Origin of the sequence: Desulfovibrio sp. (genome assembly GCF_035644575.1) — a bacterium.
Lineage (GTDB): Bacteria > Desulfobacterota > Desulfovibrionia > Desulfovibrionales > Desulfovibrionaceae > Desulfovibrio.
Map to the genome: position 1 here is coordinate 1 of NZ_DASQOG010000106.1, position 16036 is coordinate 16036.

Below are 16036 nucleotides of genomic sequence, written 5' to 3' on the forward strand. Positions count from 1 at the left end.
CAGATGGCGCGCCAGTGTTTCGTCATAGGTGATGCTGTCGTACTTGACGGCATCGGAATATTTGTTGGGGTCTTTGTCGTAGATGCCGTCAACCTTGGTGGCCTTGATGATGGCGTCGCACTTCAGTTCCATGCCGCGCAGGGCGGCTGTGGTGTCGGTGGTGAAGTAGGGGTTGCCGGTGCCTGCGGCGCAGATGACCACGCGGCCTTTTTCCATATGGCGCAGGGCACGGCGGCGTATGAAGGGCTCGCACACTTCCTGCATGGTGATGGCCGAAAGTACGCGCGTGGGGTAGCCCAGCTTTTCCAGCATATCCTGCACGGCCAGCGCGTTGAGCACTGTGGCCAGCATGCCCATGTAGTCGGCGGACGAACGTTCCATGCCCTTGGCCGAGCCGGAAAGCCCGCGAAAAATATTGCCCCCGCCAATCACAAGGGCCATTTCCACACCCATTTCGAGCACGGTGCCGATTTCACGGCAGATGGTGGCTACGGTTTCGGGGTCAATGCCGGTCTTGTTTTCTCCGGCCAGGGCCTCGCCGCTCAGCTTGAGCAGCACACGCTTGTATTTCAGTGTGGGCATGAGTCCGCCTTGGTAAAGGCTGAGGTGTTGCGGGCTTTCGCCGGACGCAGGAAAAGGGCTGGGCTTTTGGCCCCGCCCCAAAACGTAAAGATTGTAACAGAATTTGCGCGCAGCTCAAAGTGTTTTTGCATCAGCAGTCCCGGCAGGGTTGAATGCTCTGAGCAGATGCAGCTGGCGCAGTCTGGAAGCGGCGATTACGCCTGTTTGGGCCATTCCGCAACGGTAAATGGCAGGCTTTGGGCCATCTGGGCCAGAGCCTCGCGCGCCTCTCGCTCTCTGTGAGGTGAAAAGATAACCCGCAACAGGGCGGTCTTGTTTTCAAGCACGGTAAAATAGGCGATGTGCTCATAGGCTTCGAGCAAAAAGCGGAACAGCCCCGTATGCTCCGGCGCAATACGCACCAAAAGGCTGGCGCTGCGCGTTGGCGGCGGCAGTGCGGGAGCCGGTTTGCGCCTTTCGCGCAGGGAGGGCGGCCCGGAAGCGGAACCTCGTGCGCGCGGCATCAGTACAACCCGGTCCAGCGGGCCAGAATCACCAACCCGAGGCCAAAAGCAATCGTAAGGAAATAATTCTTTGACCACCACGCGACCAGCAGGGAGGGCAGGGCCACCATCAGAAAAAGGTTGGAAGGCCCGGCGTTGAAATGCCCTTCGTAAAAGAACACATCCGGCCCCACCAGGGCGGCCATGACAGCAACGGGCACAAAGGACAACCAGTGACGCAGCAGCGGTGGCAGGCTGTCGCCCTTCAAAAAGGTGACCGGCAGAATCTTGGGCAGAACCGTAACCAGCACACTGCCAAGCAGGCAGAGCATCAGGGCCGCATGGGTGCTGAACCATTCGCTTTCGTTCATGATTCGGCCTCCTCTGTGCGCGGTGTGTTCAGGCTCGCAGCTTCGCAGTCTTTGTCGGGCGTGTGCGCTTCGCAGGCAAGGTCAATGGGCGCGCCCTCGTGCTGCGCCTTGCGCACCAAGAGCCATGTGCCAAGGCTTGCGCCCAGCACCGTGGCAACGGCAATATTCCACTGAGTCATGCCCGCAGCCTTGAGGCTGATGGAAAGCGTGGTGGTAAAGAGCGCCACCAGCACATGCAGGCGGCTGACGCACTGCGGCACCAGCAGGGCCAGAAACATGGCGGTGAGCGCATAATCAAGACCCAGCGGCTTGACGTCGCTCACAAGCTCGCCGCAGAACGCGCCGATGGCCGCGCCGGAAACCCAGCCCATCTGCGCGGTCTGGTTGCAGACAAAGAGCGTGGTGAGGCTGCGTTGCCAGCCGTTCTGAAAAGCTGTGACGTGGACGGCAAAGGTCTCATCCGTGAGGCCGAGGCCAAGCAAAAAGCGTTGCCCGCGCGGCAGGCCCGCCAGCCAGGGAGATTCGGCGGCGGATTGCAACAGATAGCGCAGGTTTACAATAAACACCGCCGCCATGATGGAGAGCGCGCTTGCGCCAGCGCCCCACATGCCCGCGAACACGAACTGGCCGGAGCCGGAAAACATGAGCACGGACATGGCGACAGCCAAAGAGGGCGGGATGTTGTTCTTGACGGCAAGAACCCCAAAAGCGAAGCCTACGGGCAGGTAGCCCAGCACAATGGGCAGCGCGCGCCGCAGGCCCTCCGCCAGGGGGGAAGCGGAAGATATGCCGGACATGTCATAACCTCGATAAAAGTAAGACAATGAGGCTACGCCCTTTGCCCCTGGCTGGCAAGTCGGAGCCGAGTCTTGGTTCCAAGCCCGGCGAATGGCGGGAGTTCGGCTGATTCCCGTCTGGCATGAGGCAAGCAGAAGCAGTGAGGAAGGCAAGGCGGGGTGTTTCGGTTGCTGCCATCCATCCCCGCAGGGAGTTTGCCTGCCTTCGTCATGAGCTGTAGGGGCAGACCCCACAAAGGCAGGCAAACTGTTATGACTCTGTGCTGCAAATATGGATTGTCAGCATCACGTTTTTTGCGAGGCCGTTACCACCAGAAGAGGGGATACCTCTTGCGGGCGGCGAGGTTGTTGGCCGCGTAGGCCAGAGCCAGCATGCAGATGGCCCCCGCTGCGCAGGGCAGGAGTACGTACCAGTAGCCGAGACTGTGGATGCCGGGGCCGCCGATGACGGCGATAAGGGCCGTTGCGCCGCCCGGAGGGTGCAGGGTCTGCGTTGCGTGCATGAGGGCAATGGCTGTGGAAACGGCAAGGCCCGAGGCCAGCACCGGATTATCACTGAACAGGAGCTGGCAGGTCACGCCCACAAGCGCGGAAAGCACGTGCCCGCCCACAAGATTGCGGGGCTGGGCCAGCGGGCTGTGGGGCGCGCCAAAGGCAAGCACGGCGGACGCGCCGAACGAGCCAATAAGCAGGGGCAGATTCCACTCTTGCGAGCAGAGCTTTTCAAGCAGCGCAAGGCTGATTATGGACAGACAACTGCCTGCCCACGCCCAGAATATTTCATTCCAGTCGGCCCTGGGCGGGGCCATTGTGCCTGCCCGCAGGCGGCGCAAAACACGCATCATTGGCATCCTCGTTACTAGATGTTGCGAGAGTCGCGGTTGTGAAGCCGTGCTTCCCTGGTTGAATGGACGGGCTGTCTTATATACGGGCCATGGCAAGAAAGGCCGCGTGCAGGGCAGCAAGCAGGGCAATGAGTGTCGGGCCTGCCCAGGCCTGCGTGCCGTGCATGCCGTAGCAGGTTATGGAGAGCGCCTTTTGCGGGCATACGGCTACGCAGTCACGGCACAGATTGCAGTCCGCATTGGGGCCTGATGTCGTCATGGGATCGCCCATGGCGTCCTGACGACATACACGCACGCAGGCCATGCAGCGGCGGCAGGGGCCTGTGCGGCGTACACGCCAGGGGGCAAGACGGCCAAACCACTTTGCCAGAAGTCCCAGCGGGCAGAGGCCCCGGCAGTAGGCTGCGTATCCGGCCTTGCGGCTGACCAGCAGGGAAGCCGGTACAGCCAGCAGCCCCAGCAACAGGCCGCAGGCAAGGGCAGCCTCCAGCGGCGCGCCCGAAAAGCGCAAGAGCAGGGGAACGGCAAGGGTCAGGCCCAGCATGGCAAGCCGCAGATATGGCAGCCACCTGGGCGCGCGGCGGGGAATGGGCGGAGCAACATTACCGGAATCGGTGTTTGCGGAGCCGGAGTTTTTTATCGCAGATAATCCGTGCGGGCCGCCGGCGCAGGATTTTGCAGCGCTGGCATCCCATGCGCCAAAGTAGCAAAGATGGCTGCACCAGGCCGCGCCAGCAATCAGGGTGGAAAAGGCGAACAAACCCAGCATGAACCAGCCGCCGCCACGATAGATGGGCGCGGCGGCGATCAGCCCCGGAACAGGCAGATGCAGTTGCCCGCTGAGGAGAAAGCGGCTTTCCAGTGCCAGCCCGAGAACAAGCTGGGCGAAAAAGACCAGTGAAAAGAGCCGCCACAGGCGCATTCTGACCTGCGGAACCTTTTTACCGCTCAGCCATCCTGCTGCGCATGCCGCCCATATGCCCGCCAGCGCCAGTTGCAGCGATCCCCATTGAGGGAAAAATCGTTCAATAACCAGCATCTGCGGCTTCATAAGCCAGACCGGCAGCAACAGGCCAAGACAAAGAAGCAGCGCCGCCAGTTGGGTGCGCGCGTTGGCGTCGCCCTTATGGTAATGTTGTTGCGCGGATTCGCGCAGCAGGGGCAGGGCGGCGAGCGCCGTCAGCAGGGCCACGCTCAGCAGGATAACAGCCAGCCTGTGCCACGGTTCGCCCATGAACAGGCGCAGTTGTACAAACTGGGCCGCAGCCCATATCCAGCGGGCGGCCAGCAGAGGCAGCACCAGCAGGAGCAGCAGGCGCACCCATGCGGCGCGGCCCCAGGCAAGCAGGGCCAGTGCAAGGCAGGCGGCGGCAAGGCCGGGCTGTCCGCTGCGCCAGAAGTGCGCTCCGGCAGGCAGCAGGGCCAGAAAAGAAGGCAAGGGGATAAGGCGGGAAGCTCCGCGCATGTCAGACTTCCTTTACATTCGGCATTTTATGGCGCTACTACGCGCCGCCGTGCATGGGGTGAGGCGTTTACTTGGGCAGTTTGCGCTTGCCCACCAGATCCACAATGTCAATGCGCACCACTCCCGTGCGGGCAAGTGCGGCATCCGGCGTGGGCGTGGGGCAAAGGGCGGCGTAGCGCACTGCCAGGGCATCAAGGGCGAGGCCCTTTTCCGCCGGGTCATCCACAATCATGGCGCGGCCAGTGCCGCACAGCGATTTGTAATAGGTCGTGGACTTTTCCCTGTGGATGGTCACATCCGCGCACAAGGTAAAGGCCACATTGGGGTTGCGGCGTATACAGTCCAGCTTGTGTCCTTCAAGGGCGCAGTGGATGTAGATGCAGTTGCCCTGGCGCACAAAGTTGAGCGGAATGACATAGGGAAATTCCCCATCGTGCATGGCAAGGCAGAGGTCATCGGCAGAGGAAAAAACTTCGTCAAAAAATGCCGGATCAAGGCATTCGCGGTTCTGTTTGCGCATTTGCGGCTCCTGATACTGGCCTGCTGGCTGGTTACAGCGAGGTATTGCTGCCGATGGGTTCCGGCGTGGATAAAATGTCTGCGACAAAGCAGGGGGCTGGCGTCACAGAAAAATTGACAGTGTGTTTTTGCAGGCTGCGTTGCCAGTGCAGGCACGCCGCCGCCAGGTCTGTCGCGTCCGGGTGACGCTCCGCCTCGCGCAGACGGGCCAGACGCTCGGGGCTCAGGGGATGACCGCCCTTGCGCTGCGATGCGGCAACCACCTGCGGATTGACCCGGCCCTGACACAAGAATCCATCAACTATCGTATTGCCGCCAGCCTGTAAAATTTCATGTGTTGCAGCCATGCAGCGGCGGGCGTGGTCTGAATGGGGCCATGCTCCCAGCGTGCCGAAAAAAAATACATGCTTGCCGCGCACGCGTTCCATGTAGCGCAGGGCGCGGGCATCGGGCTGGCCTTTGCGCACCCAAAAACCCAGGGCCAGCATATCAAAGCCGTCCGGCTCTGGTGCGTTGCGCACGGGAAAGCAGGGATGACCAGAGGTGTCGGCAAGAGCCTCAGCCACTTTGCGGGTATTGCCCGTGCAGGAAGAATAGACAATGCAAGCGTTCATACAGATCCTGAAACAATTTTTTGAGCGGTTCGTTCTCAATGCGCTTGGAGCGCTCTCTGGCGAGCGCGCACTCATAAAGGCGGTGCTGCCTGATTGGCGGCATCTTCACTGGATAATGGTCAAAGCTGCGCCCGCAGCCGACAGAGCAGTATCAAAATGAAATGAAGCTATGCGTCGGCCCTTTCGCGCAGGGCGTTGGCATCAAGCAGAATGATGCGTCGGCGGTCGCGGTCAATGAGACCGGCTGATGCCAGGGCGCTGAGCTCCCGGCTCAGACTCTCGCGGCTTATCCCCATCTGTCGGGCCAGGGTTTCCTGGGTAACGCCCATGCTCAGGGTGGCGCTTTTTTCCATTTTTGCCCGGTGCAGCAGCCATGCCGCAACCCGGCCCGAAACAGAAATGCGGCCCTGCGATCCCGCAATCTTGTTGATGAACAGGCGCTGGCGCAGGCTCATGGCCGCCAGCATGGCAACCCCAAGGGCCGCATCGTTGCGCAGGGCTTCAAGCAGCGCCTTGCGTTCTAGCCGCAAAACTACGCCGTTCTGCACCCCGATAGCCGTTGCGGGCAGGCCTTCTTCATAAAAAAGCACCCCGGCGTCCAGCATTCTGCCGCAACGCACAAGGTGCAGTACACATTCCTTGCCCTGAGCCGAGTGGCGGCACAGTTTGACCATGCCCGAAAGCAGCAGCATGGCATCGGCTGTGGCTTCGCCTTCGCGAAACAGTGTCGCGCCCTGGCTGAATGGCTGCACACGGGCGTGCAGCGCCAGCTTTTGGCGTTCAGTATCCGACATGGCCGCAAAGGGGCCGGTTTGCAAGGCAGCATGGATGGTTTGCAGGTCGCTGTTTTCCATCTTGTCTCCCTCAGGCCGCAGTATGAGCGCTGGCGGCCTGGTAGTGCAGTTTAGCTTACGTCTGTACGGAACGCCTCTGTGCCATGGCTGACAGCAAGGTCTGTTGTCAGCAACATTGGCAATACACCAGAAATGGCCGGGATATTCTGTGACCGAGATCACAAAAACTTGTTATTCAAAAATTGTGCTTCAGGCCAGCTTAGGGCAAGGGAGTGTAGAAAAAGGGAATTTTAGAGCAGCCTGTGGATGAAAGGAGCGAATGCCTGCGAGGTATTTTCTGAAAATCCTTGCCACGAAATGCAAGCAGGCAGAATTTTGCCTGCCTTAGGCGGGCATTTCAAGCAGTAAGGGCTTTATGAGCTGCAACCTGGGGAAATGTGCGGCATTACCATAAAGCGCAAAGCCTCGGCGCAGAAGCCGGGATAATCCGACTGCCGCGCCGAGGCCTGAATGTGCAGAGTTGGCAGAAGCGCTTACTTCTTGCCGCCCTTCTTGGTGGCCTTTTTGCTGCTCTTGGCAGGCTTGGAGGCCGCAGCCTTGGGCGCTGCCGGAGCAGCTTCGGGCTTGGTTTCAACCGGTGTTGCCGCAGCTGCGGGTTCCGTTGCCGGGGCTTCCGCCGCAGGCTCCGCCTTGACTTCCGGCGCGGGCGTTTCTTCCACAGCGGCTTTGGCTTCGACAGGGGCTTCCACGGGAGCTTCTGCGGGAGCTTCCACAGGAGTATCTACCTTGGGTTCCTCGGCTTTAGGCGCTACAGGAGCCTCCGCAACTGGGGCCGGAGCCGCCGCTTCCGCCACAGGGGCGGCAGGGGCTTCAACCTTGGGTTCCTCAGCCTTGGCTTCTTCAGGGGCGCGGCCAGCAGCCGTCACGGACGCACGGGGGCCGGGTTCGGCCACGGGAGCGGCGGGTTTTTCCGGCGCGCCTTCAATGGCAGGCTTCTTTTCCGGCGCAGGGGCTTCCACCACCGAACCGTCGGCCAGCACCAGCGAAAGGGCGTGGGCCGGGCAGGCTTCCATGCAGGCGGTGATGCGCTTGCCGTTTTCCATGCGCCATGCGCGGCACATGTCGCAGCGCACGGCCACTTCACGGCGGGCGCGCTGGGCCAGGGTTTCACCATCGTCGCCATCCACGGAGGGCATGCCGATGGTGTCAAGGGTGATGGTGCCGTAAGGGCATGCAGCGATGCACATCTTACAGGCAACACAGTATTGTACGCGCATGATGATGCGGCCGTCGGCATCCTGCTGCAATGCGCCGGTGGGGCACACGTTGGCGCAGGGCGCGTGGTCGCACTGGTGGCAACGCACGGTGGTCTTGAAGCCTTCGGCCTTGACCACCTGTACGCGCGAAACCAGTTCGTCGCGGTGTTTCATGGCCTCTTTAAAGCTCATGCCGTGGTGGGCGGCAATGCAGGCCACTTCACAGCGGCGGCAGGCGCGGCATTTGTCGGGTACGACCTGGATATGTTCAGTCATGGTCCGTTTCCTCGGATGCAACGTGCAGGGCCATAAGCGTCATCCCATGACCCCCGTTGAAGTGGATGTTTTCGCCGCCGCAACTTGGGCAGACGAAATGCCGTTGCGTCAGGCTGAATTCATGTCCGCACTGATTGCAGGTACAGGCCAGGGGCGCGCAGGCAAGCGTAAGCTTTGCGCCCTCGGCAAGGGTTCCTTCCGCCAGCAGTTCAAAGCAGGCGGTGAGCGTTTGCGCTTCCACGCAGGCAAGCAGGCCCAGTTCGCACTGAAATTCCGCGATACGGCTGACCGGAGATTCCGGATGCGCCTTATTGTGGTCTTCCACGGCCTTGATGGCCATGTTCAGCAGTCCCTGAACCAGCGTTGCCTCATGCATGGATCAAACTCTCCGACCCTTCGCGCCTAGCGTTCGGTGCAGGAAACGCAGGGGTCGATGCTGTTGGTTATCAGCGCCACATCGGCCACCTTGCAGTCACGCATCATGACGCCCAGAGCCTTCCAGTTCATGTAGGAAGGCACACGCCATTTGAGGCGCGAGGGCATATCCGTGCCATTGGTGCGGATGTAGTAGAACACTTCGCCGCGCGGGGCCTCGGTGCGGGCGCAGGCCTCTGCCGTACGGATCTGGCGCATGGGGGCGGTGACTTCGCCCTCGGGCATCCTTTCGATGCACTGGCGGATGAGGCTGAACGATTCAAATATCTCGTGCAGCCGCACCATTGTGCGCGAGTTCACGCAGCAGCCGTGCTCAAGAACCGAGTTAAAGTTCAGCTTGCCGTAGGCGGCGTAAGGCGAATCCTTGCGCACGTCGATGGCGACGCCGGAACCGCGGGCCACGGGGCCAACCACGCCAAGGTGGACAGCGTCTTCCTTGGGCAGCAGGCCAAGGCCCTTGGTGCGGCCAAGAACCATGCCGTTGGTGGCGTAGATCTCGCGGATTTCATCCACCTGCGGTTCAACCTTGGCAAGTGTCTTGAGCATGTAGTCCAACAGATCGGGCGTGACGTTGTATTTGACGCCGCCAATGCAGTTGGCCGCCAGGTTCATGCGGTTGCCGTAAACGGTTTCCTTGAGGTCCTGCATCATTTCACGCACTTCCATCACGTGCATGAACAGCGACTTGAAGCCGATGATATGCGCCTGAATGGCAGTGTTGAAGAGATGCGAGGCAATGCGCTTGATTTCTTCGGCCACCACGCGCAGGTAGCAGGCGCGCTCGGGAATGGTGATGCCGAGTACGTTTTCCACCACCATGCTGTAGGTGAAGGAGTGGCTGTTGGAACACAACGAGCAGACGCGCTCAGTAAGGGTGACGTTCTTGACGAGGTTGCGCTGGGTAGCCATGGCTTCCATGCCGCGGTGCACGTGACCGGAGGTCAGCTCCACGTGGCGAACCGTTTCACCCTCCACCGTGAGGTGGAAATATACCGGTTCCTCAAGGGCCACGTGTACGGGGCCCAGAGGCATGGTGAAGGTGTTACTCATGGTTGCGCTCCTTGTCATTGAGAATGCGTTCCCAGAGGTCGGTGGTGCAGGCCCCGTTCATCATGATGGACAGGGGCACGGCCTCGTTGAGAATGCCTGCGTCAAGCTCTTCATCCAGAAACAGGCGCGTGGGATTGGGGTGGCCTGTAACCTGAATGCCGTAGAGTTCCATCATTTCCCGTTCGTGCCAGTCGGCATTGGCGAACAGGGGGGTGATGGAGGGCACGGTGGGCCACTCGCCGTTAAGGGTCACAGTCATGTTGTAGACCACGCCGTCAAGCTCAAAGTGGTAGCAAACTTCCTGCATGGGCTCGCTGAGCTGGCGGCGGTTGTAAGCGGTGGTCATGCACAGGCGCGCCTTGGCTTCGCTCATGATGGCGGCGGCATCCTGCAACATGCGGGGCGTACCCAGCCTGAACCAGTGAAAAGCGTTGCCGAAGCTGTCCGTGCTGTGGTGTACGGCGTCGTCTTCGGTACACAGGGCTGAAAGCCCCTCGATGACTTTGGCGTTGCCGTTAATTGTCTCTTGCATATGTTCTCCGCGGGTATGAACCGCTAATCCTTGGTGGGAGCGGCAGAAGTGACGCTGGTCGCCGCTGCATCGCCGCTGGCGGCGGGCAGTACGCAGGCATTGCGCTTGGCGTCCTCAAGCTGGCGGCATTTGGGGCAGAGCCTGCGCGTCAGATCCCTGTCGATTTCATCATTATAGGCATAGAGCTTTTCGGCCAGCTTTTTGGGCAGGGGGCGCATAAGCTCGCCGCAACCGGCGCAGGGTTCGTAGCGAATAGTCTGCTGTTCGATGCGGTTGAATTTTTCCGATTCCGGATGCGCGGTGTGCCAGTCGGTCGTGATGCTCATGGCCCCGGTGGGGCAGTAATGACGGCACGAGGCGCACAGGCAGCAGGAGTTTTGCCATATGGTGATGGTAAAACCCTTGCGGTCGGGCAGAGGCGAGATGTTGATGGCCCCTGCTGCGCACGAGTGACGGCAGATGCCGCAGCCCATGCACAGATCAGGATCAACCACTGCCTTGCCGCGCAGCCTGTCAGGGGTGAAGGTTTCTCCCAAGGGGAAGGGGTCGGTACTTGGACCTTCCAGCAAATTGCGGAACAGAACTTTCAGAAAGCCCGCCATATCACTCCTCCACGCCCAGTTTTTTCAGCCAGATGGAACGCGCCAGCACCACAGCCTCAAGAATGGCCTGCGGGCGCGGCGGGCAACCGGGCACGTTGACGTCTACCGGGATGTAGCGGTCAAGCGGGCCTTCAATGGAGTAGCCTTCGCGGAACACGCCACCCGAGATGGGGCAGATGCCCACCGCCACAGTGACCTTGGGTTCGGGAATTTCGTTCCACACTTTAAGCACGCGGTCGCGCACCCTGGTGGTCAGAGGGCCTGTTACAAGCACAATGTCGGCATGGCGGGGGCTGCCGCAATAGCGGCAACCCAGGCGTTCCACGTCATAGCGCGGAATACAGGCGGTGGTTGCCAGTTCCACGTCGCAACCGTTGCACGAGCCTGCGTTGATGCGGAAAAGCCACGGCGACCGCACGGAGAGTTTTTTAAGCATGTTATCCAGCGACACGTCGGCCTCCTTACATCACCCAGACCAGTATAAGGCTGCACAGCGCAAGCGCCGTGGGCACAGTTATGTAGAAACGGAAGGCCTGGTCAATGCGGAAGCGCCCGGTGGCCGACTTGACCAGCGTGAGCGAAACCAGCATGAGCCCAAGGCACTTGAGCAGGAACCAGACCAGATTCACCAGCCATATGTCAGATATGGTGCCGGGGAAGAAAAGCGCAACCCCCAGGCCCAAAACTACAAAGGTCTTGAGCGCGGACGTGATCTGGAACAGGGCCAGCAGCGGGCCGCCGTATTCCAGCAGGGGGCCTTCGATGAGTTCTGTTTCCGCCTCGGGGATATCAAAGGGCACAACGCCCATGGTGCCGGGCAGGAAGATCAGATAGGCCAGCAGAGCAGGAATCATGGTCGGGTTGAACCCGAAGGAACCCACCTGCTGCTGCATGGCGACGATCTTGAGCAGCGAGAATTCCGCGCCCCAGGCACCGCCGCTCAGCACCTTGCCCGTGAGCATGGCGACCGAGAGCAGAATCATGAGCAGCGGCGTTTCGTAGGCCAGCATCAGCATCATTTCGCGCGAGAAGCCCACAGCGCCGTAAGGCGAACTGGAGGCCGAGCCGCCCAGCATGATGGCCATGGCCGGGATGGGCAGCAGGTAGAAGATCACCAGCAGGTCGCCCATGTTGAACAGACCGTTGAATACGCCGGGGATCGGTATGAAGGCCGCGCACACGGCCATACCCGTGAAACCGAACACCGGGGCCATCAAAAAGGCCGAGCGGCAGGCGGTTTTGGGGATAAGGGTTTCCTTGGTCAGCAGCTTGGCTATGTCGAGCCAGGGCTGGATCAGCGGGGGGCCGACGCGGCGCTGCAGCCGCGCTTCGACCCGGCGGTCAAGTCCTTTGAAGAACATGGCCACCAGCAGGGCAAAGGCCCCGCCGGGGAAGATGCACATGTGCAGTATGGCAAGCAGAGTGTCGCTCATCAGCGGTTCTCCTTGGCGGGCTTATTGCCGCCCATAAGGCCGAGGATTTCCCCGAAAATGCTGGAAGGCTTCATGCGGCTGGTGGACGTTTCGACCGGCAGACCGCAGGTGTGGACGTCAATTTCGCGCAGGCGGGTAAAGCGCAGCACGAACCAGCGTCCGCCAGCAAATGCAAGGGCCATCATGACGAACATGCCTGTGGCGTTCCATGCGCCGGGGCCGGAAAGCACGCCGGACAGGCCCACATTGAGCGGCATAAAGCCGTATTCAGCCAATACGTTGTTGATGGGGCCAAGGGCCAGACCGGGGAACACGCCCGTGATCACGCAACCGGCAGCCAGAATGCCCATGGGCACGCGCATGATCAGCGGGGCCTCATGCACTTCGTGCAGGTTGGGCGAGGGCTGGCCCAGGAAGGCCGCATGCAGGAACTTGGCAATGTAGGCCATGGTCAGCACGCTGCCGATCAGGGAGAGCAGCGCCAGGAAGGGCTGGCCCGCTTCCATGAGGGCATGGTAGATAAGCCATTTGGACGAGAATCCGCTGGTGGGCGGCACGCCCACAACCGAAAGCCCGGCAATGGCGAACATGGCAAGGGTAAAGGGCATGTGGCGGCCAATGCCGCCAAGGTCTTCCAGCGTTTCCCTGTGGGTGGCAAACATGACAGCGCCGCACACAAGGAACAGCAGATCCTTGAAGAACACGTGGTTGATCACGTGCAGCATGCCGCCCGCGTAACCCAGCGCGCCGCCAGCGGCAACCGCCAGCACCATGTACCCAAGCTGGCTCACCGTGGAATAGATGAACACAAGCTTGATGACGTTGGTGCGCAGGGCCTGCACGGCAGCCATGATGATGGTGATGCCGCCGATCCACATGGCAACGGTGCTGATGATGTTCTGCTCCATGCCGCCCAGCACGCCAGCCAGCATAAAGCCGCCGCCCATGAGCATGAACAGCTTGATGAGGCCGAGGATGGCGCTCTTAAGCAGCACGGACGAGATGTAGCCGGAAACAGGCGTGGGCGCCAGGGCCGGGTGCATCTGCCAGTCAATGCGGAAGGGCAGCTGGGCCGCCTTCATCAGGAAACCGGCAGCCAGCAGGGCCATGCCGAGCCATGCCGCGCCGTGGGGCATGTAAGGTGTGGCACCCGTGAGCAGAGTGGCGTTGAAAGGCGTGAAGGGCCCCACAACGCACATGCCCAGGAAGATGAAGCCCGCGCCGAACACGTTGAAGATAAAGTACTTGAAGGCCTCGCGGAGCGAGTCTTTGTCGCCCTCATGGGCAATGGCCAGATACAGCGTCCACGAGCTCATGATTTCCCAGAACAGGAAGAAGCTCAGCATGTACTGGCTGGCGGCCATGCCGACCAGGCCGCCGCACATGGCGGTAAAGGCGCAGTAGAAGCGCCACTGGCGATGGCTGTGTTCCATGTAGCCGAGGGCGTAGGCCATGTTGACCGCGCCAAGCACAGGAACCACCAGGGCAAAGCAGAAGGAAAGCGTATCCAGATCGCGGCCAAACAGGATGACCAGCAGCGCGGTGAACAGCAGCACGCCCACGCTGGCCCATCCGGCCTTTTTGCGGTCACGGTAGAACAGGGCGGGCAGCACGGCGCCAAACACGGGAACAACCACGAAGATGGGCCAGGACACATTCATGGCCAGGAGCACGTCGGGGTCGTTGAGGTTGGGCGTGAAGCACATGGAGGCCACAGGCACCACAAGATTCATGGCGAGCTGCGGGGCAAGACCCATGATAACGCAAATACCCGCCAGAATGATCAGGCCGATCTGCATGCTGCGCGGCGCTTCGGTCACGGCGGGCAGGTCGGCGGGGCGTTCTTCAAACACAAGGGTTTTCAGAATGCGCGTGTAGTAGATCAGGCCCACCAGCGAGCCGCCCAGAATCAGGGCCGCCAGCCAGATGTGCCCGGCGGTGGTGGCCGCCTGAATCATCAGGAATTTGCTGTAGAAAGCGCCAAAAGGCGGCAGGCCCATGATGCTCACAAGGCCGATGCCCATGCAGGCAACGGTCACGGGCATCTGGCGGCCAAGGCCGCGCAGGTCTGCAAGTTTGCGGCTGCCCGCGCGCATGATGAGAGCGCCAGCTCCAAGGAAGAGCAGGTCTTTCATGATGGCGTGGTTGAGCATGTGCCACAGCGCGCCGGTGGTCGAAAGCCACGTGCCTACGCCGAGCACCAGGGCGATTTCACCAATCTGCCCGAGGGTCGAATAGGCCAGCATGCGTTTGATGTCGTCCTGACGCAGAGCCATGATCTCGCCAAAGATCAGGGTTGCCGCGCCCATGGCCACAAGGCCGGTGCCCAGCCAGGAAAGGCCGAACAAGCCGGGCATGCCCATGATCATGGGACGCATGAGCAGCACTGCCACTATGCCGAACACGCCCATCTTGGTGATGATACCCGAAAGGGGACCAGACACCGAGGAAGGCGCTGCGGGGTGGGCGTCAGGCAGCCAGGAGTGCAGGGGCACAAGGCCCATCTTCACGCCAAAGCCAGCCAGGCAGAGCACAAACGCGCCCTGCATCAGCCCGAACGAAAGCGAAGGATCGCCCAGCAGCAGAAGGCCGGGCAGCATGAACAGAGCGCCGCCCGCGCACATGACATAATATTTGAGGCCGGCGTTGTAGGCGCTGCGGTTGTTCTCATGCACCACCAGAAAGTAGGAGGCGAAGGTCATGAGTTCCCAGTAGCCGTACATGGTCGCCGAGTCGGCAGCGGAGACGATGCCCGCCAGCGATGCGAATGTCAGCAGCAGGAAGAACCAGTAGCGGCCCTGACGCTCGTGGATGTAGCTCAGCGAGTAGATGCTGACGACCAGACCCACAACGGCGATCATGACCAGGAAGAGTTTGGCCGTGGGGCCCGCCGGGGTGGCGATGGTGGTCGCCAGCGCCAGAGCGGAGAAGGCCACGCCCACCAGGGGCGCGCGGTCAAACTTTGCCAGGAATGCAATGCCGGTCAGGAACGCACCGGCGTAATAACACCAGTATGCCGGATGCGTTGCCGAATGCGGAACAGCCACATTGTAGGCAGAAGCGAACAGTTCGGTGATGGGGCCTCTGAACAGGCCCAGCAACGCCACAACTACCGCGAGGCCCAGCATCACAAAAACATTGCCTGAAGGCGCTGCCCATGAAGCAGGGGTTTCTTCGCCGGTGGTGTCCAGCACGGCAATGCGCACTGCTTCCACATGCAGCCAGATAAGAACTGTGGTGGCGAGGGCCATGCACAAGAGCGCCGCCATGGCGCCGGGCATGCTGCCCAGAATGCCAGAACTGATGAACATGCGGGCTTCAGGCACCAGGAAGGGCGAACCGCCCACCGCTGCCAGCATGCCAAGGCCGAAGCAGGCTGCTGTCCAGGGTTGACGTTTGCCAGTGGCGCGCAAATCCTGCAGCTGCACCGGTGCGTTGAGCGCCGGGGGGGTCAGCCGTGAAAGGGCGGCCCAGGCCAGCAGCCGTGCGGCTGCCTGGAACAGCACAAAAAGCCACAGGCCAGTGCTGTTGATGCCGCCGCTTGCTCCAAGACCCAGGCAGAAAATGCCTGCATCATGCAGCGAACCCCATAGGATCAGGCTGCGGGGATTGTTGCGCTGTCGCACGGACTGCGCCGCGCCGTACAGCATAAGGGCCATGCCCACGAGAAGCGGCACAAGAAAGCCGCCTGCCGAAAACAGTGATTCCGTCATAGTTTGCCCCGTGGTTTGCGGGTCTCTCGGATGTACCCGGCGGATCAACCCGGTCAAGTCCGGGCCGCACTTCCTAAATGGCATTGTGGTATCACCACTATACCATGTCGTGAAAAAATGATCTTAAAGAGTTTTTTTGGCTTAGCCCACTTTGCAAACCGTTGCAAGCAACAACTCTTCCAAGAAGAACAGGTAGATTGCAAAAAATGGTATCAAAATGGGTAATGTGAGGGTGGGAGCAATAAACGGTTTGCTATTTGCGCGATTTTG

17 protein-coding genes are annotated in these 16036 nt (G+C 60.9%); all 17 read right to left on the bottom strand.

Annotated features, from left to right (window positions below; all coding sequences use genetic code 11):
* Positions 1-582, bottom strand: a 582-nt coding sequence (pyrH, locus tag VEZ52_RS06135; protein WP_324836041.1) for a UMP kinase, incomplete at its 3' end; no start/stop codon positions are given.
* Positions 583-776: 194 nt separating this feature from the next.
* Positions 777-1085, bottom strand: a complete 309-nt coding sequence (locus VEZ52_RS06140) for a DUF4911 domain-containing protein (RefSeq protein WP_324836042.1) — start codon at positions 1083-1085, stop codon at positions 777-779.
* Positions 1085-1435 (bottom strand): AzlD domain-containing protein, encoded by a 351-nt coding sequence (locus VEZ52_RS06145; protein WP_324836043.1) that lies wholly within the window; start codon positions 1433-1435, stop codon positions 1085-1087. Before VEZ52_RS06145 ends, VEZ52_RS06140 begins: the two co-directional genes overlap by 1 nt.
* Positions 1432-2232 carry an AzlC family ABC transporter permease gene (locus VEZ52_RS06150; protein WP_324836044.1) on the bottom strand — a complete coding sequence of 267 codons (801 nt, stop codon included), beginning with the start codon at positions 2230-2232 and terminating at the stop codon, positions 1432-1434. Before VEZ52_RS06150 ends, VEZ52_RS06145 begins: the two co-directional genes overlap by 4 nt.
* A gap of 305 nt (positions 2233-2537) precedes the next feature.
* Positions 2538-3077 (bottom strand): HPP family protein, encoded by a 540-nt coding sequence (locus VEZ52_RS06155; protein WP_324836045.1) that lies wholly within the window; start codon positions 3075-3077, stop codon positions 2538-2540.
* Positions 3078-3153: 76 nt separating this feature from the next.
* Positions 3154-4542 carry a 4Fe-4S binding protein gene (locus tag VEZ52_RS06160; RefSeq protein WP_324836046.1) on the bottom strand — a complete coding sequence of 463 codons (1389 nt, stop codon included), beginning with the start codon at positions 4540-4542 and terminating at the stop codon, positions 3154-3156.
* A gap of 67 nt (positions 4543-4609) precedes the next feature.
* Positions 4610-5062 (bottom strand): pyridoxamine 5'-phosphate oxidase family protein, encoded by a 453-nt coding sequence (locus tag VEZ52_RS06165; RefSeq protein WP_324836047.1) that lies wholly within the window; start codon positions 5060-5062, stop codon positions 4610-4612.
* 31 nt (positions 5063-5093) lie between these two features.
* On the bottom strand, positions 5094-5675 hold the full coding sequence (locus tag VEZ52_RS06170; protein ID WP_324836048.1) for a flavodoxin family protein: 582 nt from the start codon (positions 5673-5675) through the stop codon (positions 5094-5096).
* Between the two features lie 167 nt (positions 5676-5842).
* On the bottom strand, positions 5843-6529 hold the full coding sequence (locus VEZ52_RS06175; RefSeq protein ID WP_324836049.1) for a Crp/Fnr family transcriptional regulator: 687 nt from the start codon (positions 6527-6529) through the stop codon (positions 5843-5845).
* Positions 6530-7002: 473 nt separating this feature from the next.
* Positions 7003-8001, bottom strand: a complete 999-nt coding sequence (locus VEZ52_RS06180; RefSeq protein ID WP_324836050.1) for a 4Fe-4S dicluster domain-containing protein — start codon at positions 7999-8001, stop codon at positions 7003-7005.
* Entirely contained in the window at positions 7994-8377 is a 384-nt protein-coding gene (locus tag VEZ52_RS06185; RefSeq protein ID WP_022657681.1) for a hydrogenase maturation nickel metallochaperone HypA, read from the bottom strand. Before VEZ52_RS06185 ends, VEZ52_RS06180 begins: the two co-directional genes overlap by 8 nt.
* Positions 8378-8403: 26 nt before the next feature.
* On the bottom strand, positions 8404-9486 hold the full coding sequence (locus tag VEZ52_RS06190) for a nickel-dependent hydrogenase large subunit (RefSeq protein ID WP_298995033.1): 1083 nt from the start codon (positions 9484-9486) through the stop codon (positions 8404-8406).
* Entirely contained in the window at positions 9479-10018 is a 540-nt protein-coding gene (locus VEZ52_RS06195; RefSeq protein WP_022657683.1) for an NADH-quinone oxidoreductase subunit C, read from the bottom strand. Before VEZ52_RS06195 ends, VEZ52_RS06190 begins: the two co-directional genes overlap by 8 nt.
* Before the next feature lie 23 nt (positions 10019-10041).
* Positions 10042-10620, bottom strand: a complete 579-nt coding sequence (locus VEZ52_RS06200) for a 4Fe-4S dicluster domain-containing protein (protein WP_324836051.1) — start codon at positions 10618-10620, stop codon at positions 10042-10044.
* A 1-nt stretch (position 10621) separates the two neighbouring features.
* Complete coding sequence (locus tag VEZ52_RS06205) at positions 10622-11056, bottom strand: NADH-quinone oxidoreductase subunit B family protein (protein WP_034604940.1); 435 nt, start codon at positions 11054-11056, stop codon at positions 10622-10624.
* A 25-nt stretch (positions 11057-11081) separates the two neighbouring features.
* Positions 11082-12053, bottom strand: coding sequence for a respiratory chain complex I subunit 1 family protein (locus tag VEZ52_RS06210; protein ID WP_192112241.1), 972 nt, complete (start codon positions 12051-12053; stop codon positions 11082-11084).
* Entirely contained in the window at positions 12053-15766 is a 3714-nt protein-coding gene (locus VEZ52_RS06215; RefSeq protein ID WP_324836053.1) for a complex I subunit 5 family protein, read from the bottom strand. Before VEZ52_RS06215 ends, VEZ52_RS06210 begins: the two co-directional genes overlap by 1 nt.
* Positions 15767-16036 lie beyond the last annotated feature (270 nt).